General features: G+C 68.2%; 25 protein-coding genes. 8 read left to right on the forward strand and 17 right to left on the reverse strand.

The window, feature by feature from the left end:
• Positions 1-38 precede the first annotated feature (38 nt).
• Positions 39-830, forward strand: a complete 792-nt coding sequence (locus GGD88_RS08005) for a helix-turn-helix domain-containing protein (protein WP_184433898.1) — start codon at positions 39-41, stop codon at positions 828-830.
• A gap of 66 nt (positions 831-896) precedes the next feature.
• Here GGD88_RS08005 and GGD88_RS08010 read toward each other — a convergent pair whose 3' ends face one another.
• The 5 genes from GGD88_RS08010 to GGD88_RS08030 all read right to left on the reverse strand — a co-directional run bounded on the left by GGD88_RS08010 (position 897) and on the right by GGD88_RS08030 (position 5,011).
• Positions 897-1,229 (reverse strand): AzlD domain-containing protein, encoded by a 333-nt coding sequence (locus tag GGD88_RS08010; protein ID WP_184433901.1) that lies wholly within the window; start codon positions 1,227-1,229, stop codon positions 897-899.
• Positions 1,210-1,938: an AzlC family ABC transporter permease gene (locus GGD88_RS08015; protein ID WP_184433904.1), complete on the reverse strand. Its 729-nt coding sequence runs from the start codon at positions 1,936-1,938 to the stop codon at positions 1,210-1,212. Before GGD88_RS08015 ends, GGD88_RS08010 begins: the two co-directional genes overlap by 20 nt.
• Before the next feature lie 20 nt (positions 1,939-1,958).
• Positions 1,959-3,245: a TRAP transporter large permease gene (locus GGD88_RS08020; RefSeq protein WP_184433907.1), complete on the reverse strand. Its 1,287-nt coding sequence runs from the start codon at positions 3,243-3,245 to the stop codon at positions 1,959-1,961.
• Positions 3,246-3,296: 51 nt separating this feature from the next.
• Positions 3,297-3,881: a TRAP transporter small permease gene (locus GGD88_RS08025; RefSeq protein WP_184433909.1), complete on the reverse strand. Its 585-nt coding sequence runs from the start codon at positions 3,879-3,881 to the stop codon at positions 3,297-3,299.
• 101 nt (positions 3,882-3,982) lie between these two features.
• Positions 3,983-5,011 (reverse strand): TRAP transporter substrate-binding protein, encoded by a 1,029-nt coding sequence (locus tag GGD88_RS08030; RefSeq protein ID WP_184433912.1) that lies wholly within the window; start codon positions 5,009-5,011, stop codon positions 3,983-3,985.
• 146 nt (positions 5,012-5,157) lie between these two features.
• Between GGD88_RS08030 and GGD88_RS08035 the strand changes: the two genes are divergently transcribed.
• Positions 5,158-5,586, forward strand: coding sequence for a cupin domain-containing protein (locus GGD88_RS08035; RefSeq protein ID WP_184433915.1), 429 nt, complete (start codon positions 5,158-5,160; stop codon positions 5,584-5,586).
• A 434-nt stretch (positions 5,587-6,020) separates the two neighbouring features.
• Here GGD88_RS08035 and GGD88_RS08040 read toward each other — a convergent pair whose 3' ends face one another.
• The 7 genes from GGD88_RS08040 to GGD88_RS08070 form a co-directional block, all read right to left on the reverse strand.
• On the reverse strand, positions 6,021-7,268 hold the full coding sequence (locus GGD88_RS08040; RefSeq protein WP_184433918.1) for a TRAP transporter large permease: 1,248 nt from the start codon (positions 7,266-7,268) through the stop codon (positions 6,021-6,023).
• Positions 7,265-7,777, reverse strand: a complete 513-nt coding sequence (locus GGD88_RS08045) for a TRAP transporter small permease (protein WP_184433921.1) — start codon at positions 7,775-7,777, stop codon at positions 7,265-7,267. Before GGD88_RS08045 ends, GGD88_RS08040 begins: the two co-directional genes overlap by 4 nt.
• Before the next feature lie 24 nt (positions 7,778-7,801).
• Positions 7,802-8,791 carry a TRAP transporter substrate-binding protein gene (locus GGD88_RS08050; protein WP_184433924.1) on the reverse strand — a complete coding sequence of 330 codons (990 nt, stop codon included), beginning with the start codon at positions 8,789-8,791 and terminating at the stop codon, positions 7,802-7,804.
• Positions 8,792-8,997: 206 nt separating this feature from the next.
• Positions 8,998-9,657, reverse strand: coding sequence for an HAD family hydrolase (locus GGD88_RS08055; RefSeq protein WP_184433927.1), 660 nt, complete (start codon positions 9,655-9,657; stop codon positions 8,998-9,000).
• The gene (locus GGD88_RS08060; protein WP_184433930.1) at positions 9,654-11,195 is read right to left on the reverse strand and encodes an FGGY-family carbohydrate kinase; all 1,542 of its coding nucleotides are present in this window, start codon (positions 11,193-11,195) and stop codon (positions 9,654-9,656) included. The genes GGD88_RS08055 and GGD88_RS08060 overlap by 4 nt, the downstream gene beginning before the upstream one ends.
• Before the next feature lie 102 nt (positions 11,196-11,297).
• Positions 11,298-12,098 carry a BtpA/SgcQ family protein gene (locus GGD88_RS08065; RefSeq protein ID WP_184433933.1) on the reverse strand — a complete coding sequence of 267 codons (801 nt, stop codon included), beginning with the start codon at positions 12,096-12,098 and terminating at the stop codon, positions 11,298-11,300.
• 15 nt (positions 12,099-12,113) lie between these two features.
• Positions 12,114-12,998 (reverse strand): DeoR/GlpR family DNA-binding transcription regulator, encoded by an 885-nt coding sequence (locus tag GGD88_RS08070; RefSeq protein ID WP_184433936.1) that lies wholly within the window; start codon positions 12,996-12,998, stop codon positions 12,114-12,116.
• Between the two features lie 246 nt (positions 12,999-13,244).
• On the opposite strand from GGD88_RS08070, the gene GGD88_RS08075 reads away from it, so the two are divergent.
• From GGD88_RS08075 to GGD88_RS08100, 6 genes are all read left to right on the forward strand, one after another.
• Complete coding sequence (locus GGD88_RS08075; RefSeq protein ID WP_184433939.1) at positions 13,245-14,036, forward strand: SDR family NAD(P)-dependent oxidoreductase; 792 nt, start codon at positions 13,245-13,247, stop codon at positions 14,034-14,036.
• Between the two features lie 98 nt (positions 14,037-14,134).
• Positions 14,135-15,268, forward strand: coding sequence for an ABC transporter ATP-binding protein (locus tag GGD88_RS08080; protein WP_184433941.1), 1,134 nt, complete (start codon positions 14,135-14,137; stop codon positions 15,266-15,268).
• An 11-nt stretch (positions 15,269-15,279) separates the two neighbouring features.
• Entirely contained in the window at positions 15,280-16,110 is an 831-nt protein-coding gene (locus GGD88_RS08085; RefSeq protein ID WP_184433944.1) for a carbohydrate ABC transporter permease, read from the forward strand.
• Positions 16,111-16,179: 69 nt separating this feature from the next.
• Positions 16,180-17,472: an extracellular solute-binding protein gene (locus GGD88_RS08090; protein WP_221237058.1), complete on the forward strand. Its 1,293-nt coding sequence runs from the start codon at positions 16,180-16,182 to the stop codon at positions 17,470-17,472.
• Between the two features lie 71 nt (positions 17,473-17,543).
• Positions 17,544-18,425 carry a carbohydrate ABC transporter permease gene (locus GGD88_RS08095; RefSeq protein ID WP_184433946.1) on the forward strand — a complete coding sequence of 294 codons (882 nt, stop codon included), beginning with the start codon at positions 17,544-17,546 and terminating at the stop codon, positions 18,423-18,425.
• Between the two features lie 137 nt (positions 18,426-18,562).
• Positions 18,563-18,742, forward strand: a complete 180-nt coding sequence (locus GGD88_RS08100; RefSeq protein ID WP_221237059.1) for a hypothetical protein — start codon at positions 18,563-18,565, stop codon at positions 18,740-18,742.
• A 23-nt stretch (positions 18,743-18,765) separates the two neighbouring features.
• On the opposite strand, the gene GGD88_RS08105 is transcribed toward GGD88_RS08100, so the two are convergent.
• From GGD88_RS08105 to GGD88_RS08125, 5 genes are all read right to left on the reverse strand, one after another.
• Complete coding sequence (locus tag GGD88_RS08105; protein ID WP_184433952.1) at positions 18,766-19,680, reverse strand: hypothetical protein; 915 nt, start codon at positions 19,678-19,680, stop codon at positions 18,766-18,768.
• 85 nt (positions 19,681-19,765) lie between these two features.
• Entirely contained in the window at positions 19,766-21,013 is a 1,248-nt protein-coding gene (locus GGD88_RS08110; protein WP_184433955.1) for an RtcB family protein, read from the reverse strand.
• Between the two features lie 479 nt (positions 21,014-21,492).
• A complete protein-coding gene (locus GGD88_RS08115; RefSeq protein ID WP_184433957.1) occupies positions 21,493-21,933 on the reverse strand; it encodes a hypothetical protein in 441 nt (146 codons plus the stop codon).
• Between the two features lie 187 nt (positions 21,934-22,120).
• The gene (locus GGD88_RS08120; protein ID WP_184433974.1) at positions 22,121-22,432 is read right to left on the reverse strand and encodes a DUF736 family protein; all 312 of its coding nucleotides are present in this window, start codon (positions 22,430-22,432) and stop codon (positions 22,121-22,123) included.
• A 439-nt stretch (positions 22,433-22,871) separates the two neighbouring features.
• Positions 22,872-22,985: transposase (locus GGD88_RS08125; RefSeq protein WP_184433960.1), on the reverse strand; the 114-nt coding region annotated here is incomplete at its 5' end.

The following is a 22,985-nucleotide window of genomic DNA, read 5'->3' on the forward strand; positions in this document are numbered from 1 at the left end:
CCTTCCGGAGCTGCCGTCACGACGAGACCCGAAGGCGTATGGCATCCTTCAATCCGGTAACCGCCCTGACCCGCGGGCTCGATGTCCTGCGGACCGTCAACCAGCTCGGCACAGCGTCCGTCGGCCAGGTGCACGCGGAGACCGGCCTGCACAAGGCCACCATCGTGCGCATGCTGGAGACACTGGAACACGAGGGCTACATCGCCCGCAGCCACAACGAGGCGAAGTACCACCCGACGGGCCGCGTGCTGCTGCTCGCCTCGGGCTACGACCTGCACCGGCGCGTCGCCGAGATCGCCGACCCGATCATGGGCGAGTTCCGCCGCAGCATCGGGTGGCCATCGGACGTGGGGGTGTTCGACGAGGACGCCATGATCATCGTCCTCACCAGCCGCGCCTTCGGCACGCTGTCGTTCAACCGCCAGGTGGGTGCGCGCGCCCCGCTGTTCGGCACCGCCCTGGGGCGCGCGTTCATCTGCCACGCGCCGGCCGCGGTGCGCACAGCGGCCGCGGCACGCCTGGCCGCCTCCCCCGATCCCTGGGACGCCCCGGCCCGCGACCCGGCCGTCCTGCGCGCGCTGGTGGACGACGTGGTCGGCCAGGGCTATGCGGTCATCGACGAGACCCTGTGTACCCAACGCTACGACAAGGCGATCTGGGCCGTCGCGGTACCGATCCGCGCCGGCGACCGGGTGTTCGGCTCGGTCAACGCGATGGCCCTGCGCAGCGCCATCGACCTGAACACCTTCGTTGCAGGGATCCTGCCGCCGCTGCGCGAGACGGCGGCGCGGCTGGCGGCCGGTCTGGCGGAGACCGCGCCGCGCCCCTGACGAGCCGACCCGGCCCCGGTCGTGCCAGCAGCCTTTGACAAGGTCCGGTGAAGTCCGGGGCTGGTTTCAGACGCCGAGGGCCGTCAGCAGACCATAGACCGCGGTCCCCACGGCGATACCGGCGAACGGCCCGCGCGTCCAGGCGCACAGCACACCGGTGCACAGCAGCGCGACCGCCGCCGCCGTATCGAAGGCCGCCCGCCCGGTCCCGGTGTCGAAGAAGCAGATCAGCATCACGAACGACACCACCACGGCATCGCCCGCATAGCGCAGCCAGCGGTCCACCACCGCAGGCAAGGTGAAACGCGTCAGCAGCACCACGGGCAGCGCCCGCAGGACGAAGGTCACGCCGACCAGCACGGCGGCCACGGCCAGCGGATCAGCGGCGCCGGACAGCATGGTCCACGCCGACGGCAGCGGTGGCAACAAGGGCCGGCGCGATCAGCAGCGCCGCGGAGGCCGACAGGGTCTGCGCCAGCCACAGGGTCAGCGCGGCGGCGCCGGCCACGAGCCCCAGGGTAAAGACGGCCCGGTACGGAAGGGTGGTGGCGATCATCGCCAGCAGGAAGGCCGGCAGCACAAAGCCCGTCACGCTCTGGACCGATGGCGGCAGCACCGCCCCCATCAGCGCACCGACAAGCGCCCCCAGGGCGAACACCGCATAGACGGTGGCCGCAAACCCGAGAAAGTAACCCGCGCTGCGGTCGCCGGTGACGCGCTCGTGGCGCGCCGCGGCGGCGAACGAACCGTTGGCAACGAGATGACTGGCCGCGAGTTGGCCGAGCAGCGGCAGGTCCCGGAAGCGGGCCGCCATGGACGCCGACATCAGCATGAAACGCACGTTCACCGCCAGCACCAGAAGCACGATCCAGACCAGGTTCTCGCCCGCCTGCATGGCCTTGAAGGCGGCAATCTGGGCCTGGATGCCATAGGCCAGGATGGTGGTCCCGGCCGCGTACCACGGCGGCAGGCCGAACTCGGTGACCGCGTAGTTGCCGAAGCTGGCGGCGAACACGAAGTACACCAGCGACAGCACCACGGCCTCGCGCGCCCCCCGCCGCACCCCGGTCTCCGGCCGGCGCGGGCCGCTCCCGGCCCGCGCCCGCATCCTACGCGGCTTCGCCCCGGTCACTGCATCTGCCCGGGCAGCCACAGCGTCAGGCCCGGCCACGTCACCAGGATGGCCAGCAGCACCAGTTCCACCACCAGGAACGGCAGCACGCCCTTGAATGCCTCGCCCAGCGGCACCCGGGTCACCGACGAGGTGACATACACGTTCAGACCCAGGGGCGGCGTGACCAGGCCGATCTCCACCGTCTTGGTGATGATGATTCCATACCAGATGCCGTCGAAGCCCAGCGCCGAGACGATCGGAAAGGTCAGCGGCACCGTCAGCACCAGGATGGCGATCTGATCCAGGAAACAGCCCAGCAGCAGATAGACCAGCAGCAGCAGCAGCAGGATGCCCCATGGCGGCAGGTCCGCCTCGACCACCGCACGCACCAGATCCTGGGTGACCTGGGTATAGGTCATGAAGTATCCGAACACCATCGCGCCCAGGATGATCATGATGATCATCATATAGGTGCGCAGCGTGTTCTCCATCGCCGCGCGCAGGGTGCCGCCATTCAGCCGGCGCAGCGCCAGCACGATCGCCAGCGCGAACAGCGACCCCACGGCGCCGATCTCCGTGGGCGTCGCCACCCCGCCGTACAGGCTGCCGATGACCACCACGATCAGCAGCAGGATCGGCCACACCGTCAGCATTGACCGCATCGCGGCGCGCAGGTCGAAGCTGGGCGCGCGCGGCATCATGTCGGGCCGACGCAGGGCGATCCAGACGATCACCAGGGTATAACCGGCCATGGTCAGCAGCCCGGGCACGATACCGGCGATCAGCAGCTTGCCGATGCTCTGCTCGGTCAGGATGCCGTAGATGACCAGGATGATGCTGGGCGGGATCATGATCGCCAGCGTTCCCGAGATGGCGATGATGCCGGCGGCCACCCGGGGGTGATACTGCAACCGCTTCATGTTGGGGAATGCGGCCGTGGACATGGTCGCCGCGGACGCCGTGCTGGAGCCGATCACCGCCGCCATCATGGCGCTGGCGGCAACGCAGGCAATCCCCAGGCCGCCGGGCAGGCGCCCGATCCAGCGGTAGCTGGTCTGGACGATATCGCGGGCGATGCCGCTGGCCGACAGGTATTCCGACATCAGCACGAACATCGGAATGGTCAGCAGCAGGTAGGCCGAGGAGTGCTCGAAGAACGTCTCGGCCATGAGCGGTCCGACGATGCCGGGGCCCATGTGCGCGGCCAGGCCGAGCGCACCCGACGTGGCCAGGGCAAAGCCGATGGGCATGCCCAGGATCAGGAACAGGATCAGTCCGCCGATCCCGATAACGAGGCTCATGGGGGCCTTCCTTCTCTCGAGGCAGGGGATGCCACGGGCCGCAGATGCGGCCTAGACGGCGTCCACTTCCGTGTCGGGGTCGGTTGAGGTGCCGAGCACGCGGGCGTGCTGGGGGTCGATCAGGACCATCACGCCGTCCAGCACCAGGCGCAGGCACAGCAGCCCGCAGCCCAGCGGCACCCAGATGCGGGCCAGCCAGACCGGCCAGTCGACGACGCCGAAGAAGAGATCGGCGTTGACCCAGGCGTGCCAGGCCTCGCCGGCGGCATAGACGCAGATCACGGCCATGGTGACGGCGGCGATCAGGAAGTTGATCCCGAACAGGATCCCGCGCAGCCGCTCGCCCACCACCTGGTCGATGAAGCCGATCCGGATGTGGGCGCCGCGGCGCACGCCCCAGGACAGCGCCACCAGAGAGGTCATGCCCATGATGTAGTGGCTGGTCAGCTCGTACTGGAACTGCACCGGGGCGTTGAAGAAGTAGCGCCCGAGGGCATCGGCCGAGACCAGCAGCATGATGGCCGCCAGCCCCAGCACGCCCACGGCCGCCGCCGCGTGTTCGAGCCGCAGCAGCCCGGCATCGAGGAGACGGAACACGGGGGCAGGATAGACGACGTCCTCTTCTGGATGGTGCATCCGAAACCTCCGGGACGGGGAAAATGGTGCGGTCGGGCGCGGAGCGCAGGGCAGCGCGGGGTGCGCCGCCCGGCCCCTGCGCCCGGCCAGGCGCACCCCGGTTAGGGCTGCATGCGCCGCTTGAAGTCGGCCAGAACCTCCGCCGCCGGCAGCCCGCGATCGGACATGCGCCGCACCCAGTCGGCCTCTGCCTCCGTCAGTGCCTCTTCCAGCACGGTCACCACGTCGGGCGGGAAGTCGTAGACGGTGATGCCCTGCGCCCGGAACTCCTCCAGCCGCTTGCCCACGTTCGCGTCCACATAGTTGGCCAGGTGGGTTACCGTCTCCTCGCCGGCCTGGCGCAAGGCCTCCTGCTCCGCGGGCGCGAGACCCTCGAAGGTCTCCTTGTTGATCGCGATGGTGATGACGAACGTCCCGAACGGGCCGTTGGTGCTGACCGATTCCGTCAACTCATCGACCCGATAGGGTTTGACGCTGTTGATGGCGAACAGCGTGCCGTCCACGGTGCCGCGCTCCATCGCCACGTACATGTCCGGCGCCGGCATCGCCACCGGGGTCGCGCCCAGGCTTTCCAGCGTCAGGTTCATGGCCCCGCCGCCGGAGCGGACCTTCTTGCCCACGAAGTCCTCCGGGGTGGTCAGCGGCGGGGTGGCCATGACCATCTGATAGGGGTCGAGCATCACGCCCATCATGGGCACCGCGTTGCTGTCGAGGAATTCCTGACGCAGCGGGCCGTCCGCCTTCAGCATCGCCCAGTAGCCGGGCGATCCGGCCCCCGCCGTGGGCGCCATGCCGGGCAGCATGGAGACGCTGTTCAGCGGCAGCTTGTCGGAGAAGTAGCCGATGCCGACGTAACCGGCGTCGACGCGGCCGTCGCGCACCGCCGTCAGAATCCCGCCGGCCTTGGCGATCTGCCCGGCGGGGAAGTAGGTCCAGGAAATGGCCCCGTCGGACAGCTCTTCCGCGCGCTGCATCCAGTACTTCATGCCCTCCTCGGCCAGATAGTGGCCGTCGGGGAACGAGTCCGCGAACGTCAGGACCGTCTCGGCGCGGGCCGCACCGGCCATGGAAACACCCGCTGCCACCATGGCGGCCAGCGCGGCACGCCATGCGTTTGTCTGCATGCTCATCGTAGTCTCCAGGACGTTTCAACCTGTCAGCGCTGTTTTTGTTTCACTGTTTGAAATGGCGCTTCATTTTTAGTATTGCAGCCGGCGCAGAGCGGTGCAACCCTGAACTGACTAGGGAGGCCTGACACCAAGAGGGAGACCCAGCCATGCCGGACACGCCGCCCCCCACCCCGCCCGCCGCCGGGTCGTCCCCCCCGTTCATCGTCCATCTGGACACGCTACCGACCTACGCCCCGCCGGGACATTCGGGCACCGTGAACCGGCGCCTGATCGACCCGGGCCTGACCGACACGGTGGACATGGTGCTGGGACTCATCGAGCCGGGCGGGAGCGCCGCGCCCCATCGGCACGACACGGAATTCCAGGCCATCGTCATCCTGAACGGGCGGGCGACGGTGCGCCTGGGCGAGGCCCCGGCGCAGGACTGCGGGCCCGGCCACGTCGTGCGCATTCCGCCCGGGGTGGCGCACGAAGTGATCTCCGTCGGGCCGGAGCCGCTGAAGCTGATCGTGGTCTACAGTCCGCCGCTTAGCGCGGATCGCGATCAATCGAAAACACGCCGTGGTTCGGATTGATCGCGTGAATCCGCGCTAACTATATGATTCTCAGCCGATTAGCGCCGATCGCTCGAAATCGGAACCACCGGGGTGGGGCCGATTTCGAGCGCGAATCGGCGCGATCTGTTGGTTTCAGAGCGGAACGCCCGAATTCGAAATCACCATGCGATTCCGTATTCGGGCGTTCCGCTCTATCGCGACAAACCGAAGTCGTGCCGCGATTCCGGTTTGTCGCAATCGGCTGTAGTGGCCCGCCGATCCCCGCATGAGCGGGACGCGGCCCGGCGGCGCCGCCGCCGCGTCTAGCAGGCTGCGGAAAAATGATGTGCCACCGCTTTCGCAAAAGCCGCACCCCATATGCAGGGTTTCGAGCCGCTAGCCCCTACTGCATATTGGCCCCTGCTTTCGCAAAGTGACGACAACAGGCCACGTTCGGGCTTTTCCGCAGCCTGCTAGATCAGCAGCGGCAGGTAGGCGACCAGCAGCAGCACCGCAATCAGTACCGCCAGATACGGCAGCACCGCGCGCGCGATGCGCTCCAGCGGCAGAGCGGTGATCGACGAAGCCACGAACAGGTTGATCGCCACCGGCGGGGTGACCATGCCGATGGCCAGGCCCACCACCAGGACCACCCCGAAATGCACCGGGTCGAGACCGAGCTGCAGCGCCAGCGGCAGCAGGATCGGGGTCAGGATGATCAGGGCCGAGGCGGTCTCGATGAACACGCCGGTCACCAGAATCAGCGCCAGGATCAGGAGCAGGAGCACCGCGGTGTTGGTCGACAGCGACAGCACGAAGGCGGCAATGGCCCCGGGCACCTGCCAGCTCGACAGGGTCCAGCTCAACACGGCGGAGGCGGAGATCACGAACATGATCACCGCCGTGGTCACCCCGGCGCGCACGACCAGGTGGTACAGGTCGGCCAGGGTCTGGTCCCGGTAGACGAACAGCGACACCAGGATGGCGTAGTTCACGGCCACCACGGCGGCTTCGCTGGGCGTGAAGACGCCGGAGAAGATGCCGCCCAGGATGATCACCGGCGTCACCAGCCCCCAGCTCGCGGAAACGAAGGTGCGGCCGATGGTCCGCAGGGAAAAGGCCGTGCCGTGCGGATAGGCGCGCCGATACGCCTGCAGGATGGCGATCAGCCCCAGCCCCAGCCCCATCGCCAGGCCCGGAATCACGCCGCTCAGGAACAGCGCGGCCACCGATTCCTGCGCGATCACCGCGTAGATGATCATCGGCACCGACGGCGGGATGACGACACCGATGGTACCGCTGGCCGCGATCAGGCTGGCGGCGGCGGCCGGATCATAGCCCTTGCGCTTGAGTTCAGGCACCAGGCTGGAGCCGACCGCCGCAGTGGTCGCGGCCCCGGAGCCGGAGATCGCGGCAAAGAACATACCGGCCAGGATCGAGGCGATCGACAACCCGCCCTTGAGGAAGCCGAACAGGCTGTCGGCGAACGCCACCAGCCGCCGGCTGACCTGACCCTGGGCCATCACGTCACCGGCCAGCACGAACATCGGCACGGCCACCAGGGCGAAAGAGTTGATGCCGGCGAACATCTGCTGCGGCACCGCCATCAGCGGCATGCTCTCCAGGTGCAGCGCGGCCATGGTGGCGCTCCCGATCGCCAGCGCGATCGGCAGACCGAGCAGCAGGAAAACGACGAACAGCGCGGCCAGGACCAGGCTCATGTCTCGGTCCCCCGCCGGGCCTGCGGCTGGCGTGGGTCGGCGCCGGCCAGGATGCGCAGCAGGTCCGACACGCACAGCAGCGCCATGACCGCCGAACAGGCCGGCATGACAGCGTAGACATAGGTCATCGACAGCCGCAGCGACGGCGACTTCTGGAACCCCTGCAACAGCATGTAGCGATAGCCGATGACCGCCAGCGAGACCAGGAAGGCCAGGGCCACAAGCTGCGCGGCCACGGCGACAAGGCGGTACAGACGAGGCGGCAGCAGGTCCGTGACCACGGTCACGGCGATGTGCCGCCCCTGCTGAAAGGCCAGCGCCGCCCCCAGGAAGGTGATCCAGATCAGCAGGAAGCGCGCGACCTCCTCGGTCCAGCTCACGCTGGTGAAGAAGACCCGCGAGACGATCTGTAGCGTGATCACCGCAATCAGCGCCACCATGCCCACGAACACCACGGGCTTAAGGACGGCGCCGACCGCCTGGTCGAACCGGGCCAGCCAGGTCAGCATGTCAGGTTCCCCCCCGATCAGACCTCAGTCCAACTCCGCCCGGATACGCTCCAGGTACGGGCCGAACCGCTCGCCATAGGTCTCATAGACCGGGGCCACGGCGGCACTGAAGGCGGCCAGATCGGCGTCCGCGACGATTTCCATGCCGCGGGCGCGCAGATCGGCGAGCTGCTGATCCTCCATTTCGGCATTGAGCTGGCGCTCGTAGGCGGCGGCCTCACGCGCCGACTCCACCACGATTTCCCGGGCCTCCTCGGACAGGCCCGCCCACACCGGCAGGCCCATGACAAACAGCGCCGGCGCATAGGTATGGCGTGTCATGGTCATGTGGGTCTGGGTCTCGTCGAGCTTGAAGGCATGGACGACGTTGACCGGATTTTCCTGGCCGTCGATGGTGCCCTGCTGCATGGCAGTCAGGGCCTCGGTCCAGGCCATGGGGATGGCGTCGGCCCCCAGTGCGCGGAAGGTGTCGATGTAGACCGGGTTCTCCATGACGCGGATGCGCAGGCCGTCCAGGTCGCCGGGATTGTGGATCGGACGCTGGCTGTTGGTCAGGTTGCGGAAACCGCGCTCGGCATAGGCCAGGCCCTTGAGGTTGACCTCGGACAGCCGGTCCAGCAGTTCCTGACCCACGGCACCGTCGAGCACCGCATAGGCGGCCTCGCGCGACGGGAACAGGAACGGCAGTTCGAACACCGCCATGTCTTCGAGGAAGTTGGAAACCGGCCCGTTGGTGATGACCCCCATGTCGACGGTGCCGATCTGCATGCCCTCGAGCAGCGTGCGCTCGTCGCCCAGCGTGGCGTTGGGGAAGATCTCGACGCTGATGGCGCCCCCGGACCGCTCCGCCACCAGGTCCTGGAACTTCATCGCGGCATGGTGAAAGCCATCCTGCTCGTTCACCACATGCGCCAGACGCAGCGTGGTGGGGTCGATCTCGCTGCTTTGCGCCGTGCCGGCGCCCAGGCCGACCGCCGAAACGGTCAGGGCCGCGAAAAGCATCAGGTTCTTCATGGATCTCCTCCGAAACCACGACCGAGCCGCGCCCGGTCGTGCAGCGTTACCCGAGAGACGGGCCGGCACCCTGCGGCAGCGGCCGGGCGGCCCTGTCCGGTGCATGCGCGACCGCCATGCTGTCGAATAACAGCATCCCGGGCAACGGGGTCAAGTCGAGGCGTGCGCCGACCGGCCGCCCCCCCGTCCGACCCGGCCGTCGCGGATCAGGCCGCCGGGGTCCGTTCGAAGAAATCCAGGATCCGGACCGGAGTCGCGACAATCACCGCCGCATGCAGCGCGGCCTCGCCCGGGTGTTGCAGGCCCACCGTCCGCAGTCCGGCCGACGCGGCCGACGCCAGCCCGGTGTTGCTGTCCTCGACCGCCACGATGTCGGCGGGGGGAATGCCAAGCCGCGCCGCCGCCCGTTGGTAGGGCTCGGGCGACGGCTTGCCGGCGGTCACGTCGTCCAGGGCGATCGAGAACGCGATCCGGTCGAGGACGCCGAGCGCCGCCAGGTTGGCATCGACGACGCGCCGCTCGGAGTTCGACACGCAGGCCTGGGGAATCCCCAACGCGTGCAGCCTCCGGACCGCCTCGACGGCGCCGGGAACGGGGATCACCTCGGCGCTGTGGGTAACATAGAAGGCCCCGATATGCTCCAGCCACGCCGCCTTGTCGAGCGACGCCGGGAAGCGGTCCCGGAGCGTGACCCAGACATCGTCCATGTGCACGCCCCGGAAGGCCTGGTCCGGCAGGTCGGACAGGTCGGCTCCGAAGCACACCCCGGCGCTGAGCAGCGCGCGGTGATGCAGCGGCTCGCTGTCCACGAGGGTACCGTCGACATCCCAGGCCACGGCCTTTGGCGGAGAGTCAAAGGCGGTCATGCGGAATCCGTCGCGGTTGGGGCGGTTGGGGCGGGTGTTGCGGCGGGGGGCTGATAAAGGCGGCGATACAGGTCGCGATAGTGCGCATAGCCGGGCTCGTACACGGCGGCATTGGCCGGATCCGGGTCAAGGACAGTGCCGAAGGTCACGAAGCGGGTGATCCCGGACCAGTCGTCCGACAGCCCCAGCCCCATCACCGCGGCCCAGGCTGCACCGATGCAGGACCCCGGATGACCGGTCAGGCGCTGGACCGGGGCCTGCAACACGTCGGCCACGATGCCCATCCAGACGTCGCTCTGCGAGCCGCCGTCGGAGACGATGAAGCGCTCGGCCGGATGGCCGATGTCCCGCAGCACCTCGACGTGGTGGCGCAGGGCATAGGCATAGGCCTCCAGCAGCGCCCGCCACATGTGGCCGAGGTCATGTGACAGGGTGAGGCCCTCGAACACGCCCCGCGCCGCCGGATCGTGGATCGGGGTCTTCTCGCCCAGGAAGTACGGCAGGATGGTCAGCCCGTCGGCGCCGGCCGGGCGGGCGGCCGCCAGCCCGTCCAGGACGGCGTGCACCGACCGGCCGGCCGCCTTGGCCGCCGCGGCCTCCGCCCCGGCGAAGGTGGCGATGAACCAGTTGAGCGCCGAACCGCCGGTGGACATGCACCCGTTCGGCATGAACAGGCCCGGCACCAGGTGATGGTCCAGGTACAGCCGCGGATCCGGCACCACCCGGTCGGTCGCCGTCATGATGTCGACCGCGCCGCCGAACTTGAGCAGCACGTCGCCCGGCGCGACCACACCGGCGGCCAGCGACGAGGCGACGATGTCCGCCGCCCCCCCGACCACGGGGGTCCCTTCCGCCAGCCCGGATTCGGCCGCGCCGCGCGCCGACACCCGCCCCAGGATCTCGTGCGAGACGACCCGGCGCGGGATGGCGGTGCGCGGCACATGCGCCAGCGCCACCAGGTCGTCGGCCACCGTGGCCGAGGCCACGTCGACGAACCCGGCCTCCAGCGCCCAGTTCTGCTCGATGGCGCGGTCTCCGGTGAGACGGTAATTGATGTAGTCGTACGAGCCCATGACCGTAGCGATACGCGCGAACGCGTCCGGCTCGTGCTGCTCGATCCAGCGCAGCTTGGCCGCGACGAGCTGCTGGTTGATGCCGTTGCCGGTGCGGGCGAGGAAGGCGGCCGGGTCATTGGCCGCGCGCAGGGCGGCGACCTGTTCCCCGCACCGGCCGTCGCTCTGCTGGATGCTGGGCCGGATGACCGCGCCCTCGGCATCGAGCAGCACCACCGCCGGCAGCATTCCGGTTACGCCGACCGCGGCCACCGCCGCCGGCGCCAGGCCGGCCGTGGCCAGCAGCTCGCCGATGATGGCGCCGCAGTTGTCCCACCACTGGGCGGGGTCCTCCTCTGCCCAGCCCGCATGAGGCGAGTTGAGGGAGACGGGCCGGCTGGCCATGGCCAGCACCTCCCCCTCCGGCCGGATCAGGATTCCAATGGTCGATGTGGTGCCGATATCGAGGCCAAGAACGACGGACATGACGGCCCTCCAGCAGAGGCACGGCAAATGTGGTGGCGGCCGCGGGGGCGCGGCCGCCGGCCCTCAGCGAAGGCCCTCAACGAAGACCCTCAGCGAAGACCCTCAGCGAAGACCATTGACCACGTCCATGAAGCGGGACACCCGGTCGCCGTCCACGGGCTTCCAGGTATCGCCATCGACCTTGAAGTGGGTGCCGATCACCACCCCGGAGGCCAGGCTGAGGATGTCGCCGACGTTGTTGATGTTGACGCCGGTGTTGGCGAACACGGGCACCGTGGTGACGGTCTCGCAGACCTTGCGAAGATCCGACTGGTCCGCCGCCTGACCGGTCAATGGCCCGGACACCAGGATCGCGTCGGCGAGCGACGAGAACACGGCGCTGCGGGCGCGCAGCTCGATGGGACGCTGATCCAGGGAGTGCGCGAACTCGGCATTGATGTTGAACAGCATCTTCATGTCATCGCGCCGCAGGTCGTGGCGCAGGCGCGCGGCCGTGGCGCAGTCGGGCTCCCACAGTCCCATGTCCGAGGCGAACAGTCCGGTGAAGATCTCGCGTACGAATGCCGCCCCGGTGACGGCGCCGATGGCCACGCTGGACAGCGGATCCCACAGGTAGTTGACGCCGAACGGCACCTTCAGCGCCGGCTTGACCGCCTGCACCACCGCCGTCATGCCCGCGATGGCCTCCGGCCGGCCCTTGAACACGTAGGGCCGGTCGTTCTCGTTGCCGAACATGATGGCGTCCACGCCTCCGGCCTGAAGCTTTTCGACATCGGCCAGCACGTTCTCAATCAGCTTGTCCAAGCCGCCGTCGGCGTCATACAGGGGTGCCCCAGGCAGGGCACCGATGTGCGCCATGGCGATCACGACCTTCTTGCGGTCGCCAAAGACGTCGAACACCATCCTTCGGTTCCTTTTCTACAAGCTGGGACCCGGATCTCGGGTCCCCAACGTCGTGTCCAGGGGATCCACGACCGGGGGGGCGATCCGCACATCGACCCGCGCCGCATCCAGGGCGGCGCGCAGATCGGCGGGCGGCTCTGCGTTGGTGATGAGGGTGGTCACCTCGTGGAGCTGCGCCACCTGCACCAGGGAGACACGGTGGAACTTCGAGGCGTCGCAGAGGACGACGCGACGCTGGGCCCGCTGGATGTAGACCCGCTTCACGTCCACCTCCTCAAAGGCGTAGTCGAACAGGCCGTTGGGCGTGATGCCGGCGACGCCGATGATGGCGATGTCGAACCAGAGGCGCTCGAACTGGGCAATGGCGGTGGGTCCCACAACCGCCTGTTCGATCGGCCGCACCTTGCCGCCGGCCAGATAGATTTCGGCCGAGGTCTCCACCAGGCGCCCGGCCAGCCGGACGCTGTTGGTGAACACCTTGGCGTGGCGCGGCAGGTCCATAAAATCGGCCATCCTGTAGGTCGTGGTGCCGACGTCGATGGCCGTGGCGCGACACTTGCGCACCATGCGCGCCGCCATGGCGGCGATGGCCGCCTTGGCCTCGTGCTCCCGCTGCAGCCGCGCGGCGAAGGTGGGCTCCTGCTCATCCACGACAACCGGCGTTGCCGTGGCCACGGGCAGCGCCCCGCCGTGAGTTCGCGTCAGCAGCCCGCCCCGCTCCAGCTCCACCAGGTCACGGCGAATGGTCATTTCCGACACGGCGAGTCGGGGCGCGAGCTCCGAGACGTGAACGGCCCCGTCGGCCTCCAGCGCGGCCACGATGAGACGATGGCGCTCCTGCGGCAAAGGCCGCTGCGGTCGCCGTTTTTCCGGCTGCGAGTCATGCTCTGGGACGGTCATCTGCTCCGCTTTCTCCATGGGAGCCCTCACGCTCTCCGCCATGGCCGGACCAGGGGTCAGCCGTGCGGGCGGCACCGGCCACCATGGCCACGGCCGGAACCGGATCCGCCGGTCGGCCGCCACTCTGCCACCCTCTGCGTGACAGCATAGGCCCTCACTCGAACATATTCAAACATATTTTACCGTTGTGAAGTGAGTTTGCGTTTGTTATGGTTTGTGGGTAGCATCGGACCGAAAGGCTTGACCATGCGTACCGTGTCTTCCCCCTACGCGGACCTGGATGGGCAGCGCGCCTTCATCACCGGAGGCGCAACCGGAATCGGACGCGCCATCGCGACCGCCCTCGCCGCCCGCGGCGTGCGCGTGGCTGTCGGCGACCTGAACGCCGACGGCGCCGCCGCGGTGGCGCAGGACCTGGGCGCCACGGCGACATCCGTGGCCCTCGACGTCCGCTCCCGCACCTCGGTGGACGCCGCGTTCCGCCACGTGCTCGAGACTCTGGGTGGCTGCGATATCCTGATCGCCAATGCCGGCGTCTCCTCCATGAAGTCTGCCCTCGACCTGACGGACGAGGACTGGGATTTCAACATGGAAGTCAACACCCGCGGCGTCTTCCTGTCCAATCAGATCGCCGCCCGGCATTTCCTCGCCACGGGGACAGGCTGCATCGTCAACACCGCCTCCCTGGCCTCCAAGGTTGGGGCACCGTTTCTCGCCCACTATTCCGCCAGCAAGTTCGCCGTCCTCGGCTGGACCCAGGCGCTGGCACGGGAACTCGGCCCCAAGGGCATCCGCGTCAACGCGGTCTGCCCGGGCTACGTCAAGACCGGCATGCAGGGGCGCGAGGTCCAGTGGGAAGCCGAACTGCGGGGAATCACCCCGGAGCAGGTGCTGGACGACTACGTCTCCCAGACCCCCCTCGGCCGTCTGGAGACACCCGAAGACGTGGCAGACGTGGTGGTCTTCCTGTGTTCGGATCAGGCCCGCTTTATGACCGGTCAAGGCATCAATGTCACCGGCGGTGTTTATATGACCTGATCAGAGCGGAATGCGGACGTTCAGTCAGACGCACTCATTTGTTTGCATCTGTTTGATGTTCGCAAGACCCGGAGCCACCCTCGCAGAAGCATGGGCCCATGGCATCGATTGAATTGCGAGGCGTGTCAAAGCGCTACCCCAACGGTCTGTATGGCGTGCGCGACATCGACCTCAAGATCCGGGACGGAGAATTCGTCATCTTCCTGGGGCCCTCCGGGTGCGGCAAATCCACGACGCTGCGCCTGATTGCCGGCCTGGAGTCCGTCACCTCCGGCGACCTGCTCATCGGGGACCAGAGCATGGTCGGCGTTCCCCCGCGCGACCGAGACGTGGCGGTCGTCTTCCAAAGCTATGCGCTCTATCCGCACATGACCGTCGCGGCCAACATGGCCTTCGGTCTCAAGATGCGGAAGATGCCCCGCCGGGAGATCGCCACCCGCGTCGATCGGGCGGCCGACCTGCTGGGGCTGTCGCATCTGCTGACCCGCAAGCCCGCCGCCCTGTCGGGCGGCCAGCGGCAACGGGTCGCCCTGGGGCGCGCCATCGTCCGCGAACCCAAGGTGTTCCTGTTCGACGAGCCGCTGTCCAATCTGGATGCCCAGCTGCGGGCGGAAATGCGGCTGGAACTGGTGAAGCTGCACCGCCGGCTGGGCCGTACGATCATCCATGTCACCCATGACCAGATCGAGGCCATGACCATGGGCGACCGCATCTGCATCATGCGCGAGGGGCGCCTGATCCAGAGCGGGCCGCCGCTCGAGGTGTACGCCAACCCGGTCGACACCTTCGTCGCCCGCTTCCTGTCCTCACCGCCGATGAACCTGCTGCCGGCGCACCTGGAGGTCGACGGCGACGGCCTCACCGTCAAGCTGGGCGAGGCCATCCGCCTGGCCGTGCCCGAGCGCCACGTGCCCGCCTATCGCGCGGTCGCCGGACGCCCGGTCACATTCGGCCTGCGCCCCGAGGATATCCACGAGCAGCCCCCCGCGCCGACCCAACAGGGCTTCGAGGTGCAGGTGGTCGCCCTCGAGGCCCTGGGGGCGGAGACCAACCTGGTGGCCCAGCCGACCGCCTCCGGAGCCCTGCCCGAGATCACTGCCCGACTGGGCCGGCAGGCGCGGGCCCGCACCGGCGAGACGGTCACCCTCTATCCGGATCTGCTGTCCATGCATCTCTTCGACCCCGAGACCGGGGCCGTCATTCCCCGACCGCCCCTGGACGCCCCGAGATAGGAGGGCTCGAGATGACCGATAGTGCCGGCCAAGGACGCGGATCGGGACTCCGGCTCCTTCTGACCCACGCGCTGCTCATCCTCGTCTGTCTGGTGATCCTGCTGCCGCTGCTGTGGGTGCTGCGCGTCAGCCTGCTGCCGCCCTCCCTGTCCTACAGCACCGACCTGTCGGCTCCCCTGTCCCTGGTCAATTTCGAGTCGCTGTTCTCGGGCCGGTTCCCGCGCTCCTACCTGAACAGCCTGGTGGTGGCGACGGGGTCGGTGCTGCTGGCGCTGCCCTTCGCGGCGGCCACGGGCTACGCCTTCGCCCGCTTTACCACCGGGGGTGCGGTGGCGCGTTTCAGCGTCCTGGCCACCCAGATGCTGCCGCCGGTGGTGATCGCCCTGCCGATCTTCCAGATGTTCCAGACCCTGGATCTGTCCAACACCCTGACCGGTCTGATCCTGGCCTACGCCGCGCTCAACCTGCCGTTCCTGACCTGGATCCTGATGGGGTTCTTCAAGGGAATCCCCGTCGACCTGGAATGGGCGGCCATGACCGACGGCGCGACGGCCTGGGGCGCGTTCTGGCGGGTCGTCCTGCCGGTCTCGCTGCCCGGCCTGGCCGCCGCCGGGGTCCTGGGCTTCATCCTGGCCTGGAACGAGTTCCTGTTCGCCCTGATCCTGAGCGGACCGAACACGGCGACGATCCCCGTCGCCCTGGCCGCCCTGCAAACGTCCAACGGCATCCAGATCGGCGATGTCGCCGCGGGTGTCGTCCTGGCCGTGCTGCCCCTGATGATCGCCTCGCGCTTCATCCAGCGCTTCATCGTCGAGGGCCTCACCCTGGGGAGCGTCAAGTAGCCCCCTGACCGCGCATGTCGACGGGCCACGGGCTGCCCCGTGGCGCCGTCCGCAGAGGAGAAACGGAGCATGATGAACCCGGTTTCACGCGGACTGCAGACACAAACCGCGGTCGCAGCGGTCGCCCTGGCCCTGGTCGGCCTGCCCGGCCAGGCCTTTGCGGAAGATGTCGTCCTGCGCGCCCTGATGGAAGACGTGCCGGAAACGACCATCGTCGAGAAGATGCTACCGGAATTCACGGAACAGACCGGAATCGAGGTTGAGTTTCAAAAGATCGGCTATCCGGACATGCACGACAAGCTGGTGCCGCAGCTTGTGTCCTCGAACAGCTACTATAACCTCCTGGCGGTTGACTTCCTGTGGGCCGGCTCGTTCCCGGCGGCCGGCTGGCTGACCGACCTGACGCCCTACATCGAGGCCAGCGGGTTCGACATGGAGCCCTTCATTCCCTCCATGGTCGACCTCCTCAACCCCTACGATGACGGCCTCTACGTCCTGCCCAAGTACAACTACTCCATGGGGCTGCTCTACCGCACCGACCTCATGGAAGACCCGGCGCTGCGGGCGGCGTACACGGCGCAGACCGGAAAAGACCTGGCGCCGCCCGCCACCCTGGCGGACTATGTCGCCCTGTCGAAATTCATGAAGGCCGAGGCCGGGATCGCCGGCGCCGCCATGCAGGCACAGCGCGGCGACCCCAACTCCATGGAATTCTCCAACTATCTCTTCTCCGCCGGCGGCGCCTACCTGGACAACGGCACGGTGGTCCTGGACAGCCCGGAAGCCCGCACGGCCCTGTCCCTGTACATCGACAACATCAAGAACGGGGCACAGCAGGGCGCGCTCTCGGCGACCCTGGACGACACCATGCGCCTGATGTGCGCCGGTGATGCCTTCAGCATGGTCTCCTACTGGTGGATGCTGGCCCAGATCGACGACCCCGAGGCCTGCCCGGCGGTGGCCGGCAAGGTTGGGATCGCCGTCATGCCGGGCGGCCATGGCGAGAGCGGCGGCTGGGGCTGGGGCATCCCCAAGAACGTCTCCGACGCCGAGAAGGAGGCCGCCTGGCAGTTCATCACATGGATTCAGGGCAAGGAAGCCTCGATCGCGCGCGCCCTGGACGGCCACGCCCCGGTGCGCTCCGACGTGTTCGCCGACCCCGCCGTGGTGGCCAAGTACCCCTACTACGACATCGCCGCCCAGGTGGTGGCGTCGGGCAAGGCCTTCCCGGTGTTCACCTACAGCGCCCAGTACCAGAACATCCTGGGCACGCAACTGTCCCTCGCCGCCACCGGCGAGACATCGGTTGACGACGCCATCACAACCGCGGCCGAAGGCCTCGAAAAGCTGATGGCCCGCTAAGAAGGTCGGGGACCGCAGCCGGTCGGCATCGCCACACCGGCTGCGGCACACCGGAAGAAGGACTGGGTGCCATGGAACGCTTCGGACGGGAATGGCGGATCGGCTGGGCCTTCGCCGCACCAGGCTTGTCCATGCTGACGATCGTGATGGGCTTTCCGCTGGTCTACGCGATCATCATGGCGGTCTCCTCCATGACCCTCCTGCACCCGCAGTTGACCCCGCTGACGGGTCTGGACAACTTCGCGGTGCTGCTCGCCGATCCCCTGTTCTGGGACTCGCTGGTGCTCACCATCCGGTACTCCGTCCTGACCGTGACCGGCGAGTTCGTGATCGGGCTCGGCATCGCGGTCATGCTGCAGAGCGTGGTGCGCGCCAAGCCTCTCTACTTCGCCATCATCACCATCCCCATGGCCATGTCGCCGATCAGCGTCGCGTTGATCTGGCGCATGCTGCTGCAACCCAACCTCGGCATCGCCAACCATCTCCTGGAGTCGATGGGCCTGCCCCGGCTCGACTGGCTCGGTCATCCGGACCTCGCCTTCTGGACCATGGCAACCGTGGACATCTGGCAGCAGACCTCATTCGTGGTGCTGATCCTCGCCGCCGGCCTGGCGGCCCTGCCCCGCGACGTCTACGAGGCCGCGGAGGTGGACGGCGCCGGCGCGCTGTACCGGTTCTTCTTCATCACCCTGCCGATGCTGCGACCGGTCGCGGCCATTGCCATCGTGATCCAGCTGATCAACGAATTCCGGACCTACGACCTGCCCTACGTGCTGACGCGCGGCGGCCCCGGCACCGCCACCGAGGTGTTGAGCCTGTTCGCGTACCGGCGTGCCTTCCTGGGGTTGTCGCTGAACGAGGGGGCGGCCGCCGCCTTCTTCCTCCTGGTGATCATCCTGATCCTGACGATCGCCTTCTTCGCCCTGCTGGAGCGCGGCTCGCGGCGCCCGTGACCCGCGCGGCGCCCCCGCGTCGGGTCACGCCAACCGGCCGACCCATGCCATCCGTTCACGGGTCGGCCGGTCTCCATCTAGGGCCCGTTGACAATCAGCCCGCATTTCTCTCCGGACGCCGTCCGCTTGGCTTTCGGGTGGCCGACCTCAAGACACAGGCCGTGGGCGCGGAGGCCCCCGCCCTGGCCCATCGCGTGGAGGCCCTGATCGCCGCCATCGCCGCCGCCGAGGCCGCCTGCCTGCCGGGGGCCCTGGTTTCTGGAACCGAAGACTCGACGGGATCCTGGATCAGGCCGACCTCGCGCATTGTTCATTGATTGTGTTTCCCGGGCGGGAGCGGTCAGCCATTTGGCGCAACGCCCTCAGCCCCGCTGACCGCTGGATTGTCCGCCAGACACCCTTGAATCCAGATGAGCGCCTGGAGGTCGTTGCCCGGCTCCGGCCGCTCCTCGGTCTTCCAGGCATGGGGCGCGATCAGAACCGGGATGTCGATATCCTCGTCCTCACGGTCGAGGAGGCGCACGACCGTGATCCGGCAACAGATCAGCGGCACCCCGGCCCACAACACATGGTCGACGGCCCGAACAGGCCCCTGCGCCTCGGCGTCGTCCGGAGACAGGTCATCTCGGGGAAACAGGATGGCTGCGCCCGACATGATGACGTCGATCGGCGACATATCACCCTCGTGCTCCGTTCCCTTGCGCATCGCCGCGATGGTCTCCGGGTTGTCGATCACGACCGGTTCGGGGTGAACGACCTGTGCCCAATGAGCAAACGCGGCCAGACGGAACGGCAACGTCAGGCCGGGCCGATAGCGGTCACGGTTGAGATAGAACAGAGTGTCGAAAAAGGCGATCTCGGGTCCACTGCCGCCTTCCTCCGGGAAAGTGGCACGCACCAAGCCCTCGATCCCGTTACTCCAGGGCAGGACTTCCTGAATGGTCAGAGGCTGGATCGGACCGTCCAGCACCGCCGGATACGCGGACATGAAGAGGTTTCCCGGCGTGCCGTCCTCGTTCCTGGCGTTGATTGCCACGAGAGCAAGCGTTCCTCGGTTGGCCTGTCCAGGCCACCAGATACCGGCCGTGGCCTCCCCCATGATCGGGGCGGGTTCGGCAACGCCCAAGAGACTCCCCTCGGAGACGACCTGCGGGAGGTGCGCCGTCACCGTCGTTTCGATGTCCCGGAACAGGCAGGCCCAGTGATCTCCATGGCCCTCGTTGGTAGGGATGTCCGCATCTTCATGTTCTGTCATGGTTTTCGCCTCCGGCGTAGCTGCAGTGTGCCAGCATAACGCGGCGGTGGGTCAGAACCGGTCTCATCCACCGCCGCAGCTTTGCTCACCCCTTCACGCAGACCACCTGGCGCAGGGTGTGGACCACCTCCACCAGATCGCTCTGGGCCGCCATGACGGCGTCGATGTCCTTGTAGGCCATTGGCGTCTCGTCGATCACGGCGTCATCCTTGCGGCACTCCACGCCCTCGGTCGCCGCCGTGTGGTCGGCTACGGTGAAGCGTTTGCGGGCCTCGGTGCGCGACATCGCCCGCCCGGCCCCGTGGGAGCACGAACAGTACGACGCCGGATGGCCCTTGCCGCGCACGATGAAGGACCGCGCCCCCATCGAGCCGGGGATGATGCCCAGCTCGCCCTTGCCGGCGCGCACCGCGCCCTTGCGCGTGATCCACAGGTCCCGGCCCAGGTGATGTTCGCGCGTGGCGTAGTTGTGGTGGCAGTTGACCGCCACCTCCCCCCGCGCCAGCCCCGGCAACCGCGCGGCCAGCACGTCGAACACCCGCTCCATCATCACCGCCCGGTTCAGCGCCGCGAAGGCCTGCGCCCAGGTCAGCGCCTTGACGTAGTCGATGAAGTGCTCCGTCCCCTCCGGCAGGTAGGCCAGGTTGGCGTCGGGCAGGGTGATGAACCAACGCCGCATGTCCTCCTTGGCCAGTTCAATGAAATACCGGCCGATCTGGTTGCCGATCCCGCGCGAGCCGGAATGCAGCATGATCCAGACCCGGTCCTCCTCATCGAGGCACAGCTCGATGAAGTGGTTGCCGGTGCCCAGCGTGCCCAGGTGGTGGACGCTGTTGGCGCGCTTTAGCTTGGGATGACGCTCCACGATCTCGGCCAGGCCGTCGGCCAACGTGCCCTGGCGATAGGGCGCGGCGGCGAAGGCGCGGCCGATGCCGTCGGGCACGTCACCCCAGGCGCCCCGGTCGCTGGCGGCATCGCCCCGGCCGGTGCGACCGTGGGGGACGGCGGCCTCGATGGCGGAGCGCACCGGCGCGAGGGAGTCGGGTAGGTCGGCGGCCCGCGCGGTGGTCTGGACGGCCATCATGCCGCAGCCGATGTCCACCCCGACGGCAGCCGGGATGATGGCCTTGGCGGTGGGAATGACGGAGCCGACGGTGGCCCCCATGCCCCAATGAACGTCGGGCATCAGGGCGACGGGGCCGGCCACACAGGGCAGAGCGGCGACGTTGCGCGCCTGCTCCTCGGCGGCGGCCTCGACGGGGACGCCGGTGGTCCAGGCGCGGATTCCGGCGCCGTGTTCGGAAAAGGTGATGCTGGCAGCAGTCTTGCTCATGGTCGTTCTCCCGGTCTTGGGACGGGGGAGCCGGACTCGAACCGGGACGCGCGGAGGACGGGACCGCGGCCCACCTGGGGCCCCTGAGGTGATGATTGGTTTGGGGATTGGTCGTTGCCCGGGGGCGATGCCGGGAGGACGGGGCGGGCAACGAAAAACCCCGTCCGGAGCAGCCGAACGGGGTGATCTGGCGCGGGCTCGCGCTGGTGATGGACTCTCAGCGCTAGGGTGACGCGACCTCCCCGATCGGGTGCAGGTACAGGCGTGATGACGGCAGGCCGACGGACCAGCGCGCGGGGGCGGCCGGTGTCGCGAGGCGCCGTCTGGCGCGATAGGTGCCGAATGCCTGAAGCACGGTGGGTCTCTCGTTTCCTGAAGGGGGCTGCGTGGCGCGCGCCCCGTCACCAACGCGTGAACCATAGCGGCAAGGAGCCGGGCCGCGCAACCCTGTCCTGGCGGCCCGGCGCTTGCAGCCGGGTTCAGCGCGCCCCCGTGTCCGGGTCCGTGTCTGCGGTTTCGGCCTCGGGCATCGCGGCCGGCGGCGTCCTGGTGGGAATCGTGCAGTTGTGCTCGATCGCGGCCTTTTGCAATGCCTCATGCTCGCCCTTCAGGCGGGCGTATTCGTTGGCCTCCGGACCATCGCCCTCGATGAAGAACAGCGCCGGCCAGAACAGGATCATGCCAACGCCCATGGCGACGGCATCGCCGGTGGCGTTGTCGTCCACGTCGCCGGCCAGTTGGCGGACGCGGGTGCCGACGCGCCCCTGTTCCTCTCGGATCTGGTCGCACGAATAGTTGGCATATTGGTTGGGCGAAACATAGGCGGCGGCGATGTTCTCGCTGCTGCTGGCGCAGCCGGCCAGGGCCAGCGCGGCCGACAGGGTGGCAACGGACGCAACGGAGATGAAGCGGTTCGGCATGGGGGCGGGTCCTTCCCTTGACGGCTCATCGAAGATCGGGATCGGTCGGCGGGGTCCGCCGATCCCTGGCCTGACGGTCCCATCAAGGGGTGCCACTTTCGGGCACATGCTCGCCACAGGTGACAGACCTCTACATCGAGCATCTGGGGCGGACTGGCCGGACACCCCCAGCCGGCTTTTCCCCCGGTCACCCCCGCCCCTTCCGGCTCCACGCCAGGTTGGCTGTTTCGCCGCCGTCGTCCGGGAGCAGGGCGGCGGTGATGGGGCCGGGCAGGCCGGGGTCGTCGAGCCGGACGCGCAGGTAATCGCGCGGCGGCTCGGCCTTGGACCGCGCGGCCCAGGCATCGCCGATGCGGTGGCCGGCGATCATGACGCGGAAGGCGGGCGCCCGGTCGGTCTCGCGGCTGTCGTTGGGGACGAACCGGACCCGCGCGTCCAGGGTCAGGGAGCGGATGGTGCCAACCCAGCCGCCGTCCCGAGACGGGGAGAAGGTGCCGATGACAGAGGTGGCCGGAGTCGTCGAGACAGCGGTTGGCGGATTTTAAGTGGATCGCCTGCGGTGTGTGGACCGCCCCTGGGGCTCCTGCAGGGAGGGCGGAGCCCGACCGGAAGGGGCCCCACGGGCGGGGGTGTAGGTCACACCCCCGCCCGTCGTGTTTTGCACCCTGTCCCACGCCTGATCCCGCGCGCGGGTCGTCCCCGGCGCGGCGGCTCGGTCCTCCCGGGGCAAGCCCTCCCGGGCCACGCCGTGATGGGCGCGGGGCCGGCGTTTTCGCGGCGCTCTTGAGCCGATTTCGAACGCGACTCGGCTCTACATAATGATTTTAGAGCCGAGTCACGCGCCAAAATGGGACCGCGGCGCGAATCCATTTTGGCGCGATCTGCTCTGACCGCGGTCTTGTGCGGCGTGCGGCCCCCCCCGCCAAACGAAAGGTTCATCACGGAATTCCGGGGTAAGCGGCGCGGATCTTGAGAAAGAAGTAGGCGTCATCCCGGAAACCGTAGGCCATCCGCTTGATGACCTTGATGCGGTTGTTGATGCCTTCGAGGAC

The organism is Roseospira goensis (assembly GCF_014197795.1).
GTDB lineage: Bacteria > Pseudomonadota > Alphaproteobacteria > Rhodospirillales > Rhodospirillaceae > Rhodospira > Rhodospira goensis.